Origin of the sequence: Mesorhizobium sp., from assembly GCF_005063415.1 — a bacterium.
GTDB lineage: Bacteria > Pseudomonadota > Alphaproteobacteria > Rhizobiales > Rhizobiaceae > Mesorhizobium.
Genome location: NZ_SUEG01000318.1, coordinates 1 through 311 on the forward strand (window position 1 = coordinate 1; position 311 = coordinate 311).

1 protein-coding gene is annotated in these 311 nt (G+C 60.8%); it reads left to right on the forward strand.

Annotation, left to right across the window (positions count from 1 at the left end; translation table 11 throughout):
- Window positions 1-16: 16 nt before the first annotated feature.
- On the forward strand, window positions 17-311 hold a 295-nt coding region (locus E5W70_RS32250; RefSeq protein ID WP_292665386.1), incomplete at its 3' end, for a flavin reductase family protein.

Sequence of the window (311 nt, forward strand, 5' to 3'; positions counted from 1 at the left end):
GGAAACTGCTTTCGACGTGCGCGCGTTCCGGCAGGCGCTGGCACAGTTTCCGACCGGCGTCTGCGTCGTCACCTGTCTGGCCGATGGCGAGCAACTCGGCATGACGATGAGCTCGTTCAACTCGTTGTCGCTTGACCCGCCCCTCGTCCTGTTCAGCATCGATCGTCGTTCAGCCAGCCTGCCGCTCTGGCAGAAGGCTGCCAGTTACACGGTCAACGTTCTCTCGGAAAACCAGAAGGACATTTCCAACCGCTTCGCCAAGCCGCTTTCCAACAAGTGGGAAGGGATGCGCTTCGAGCAGGGCGGCTTTG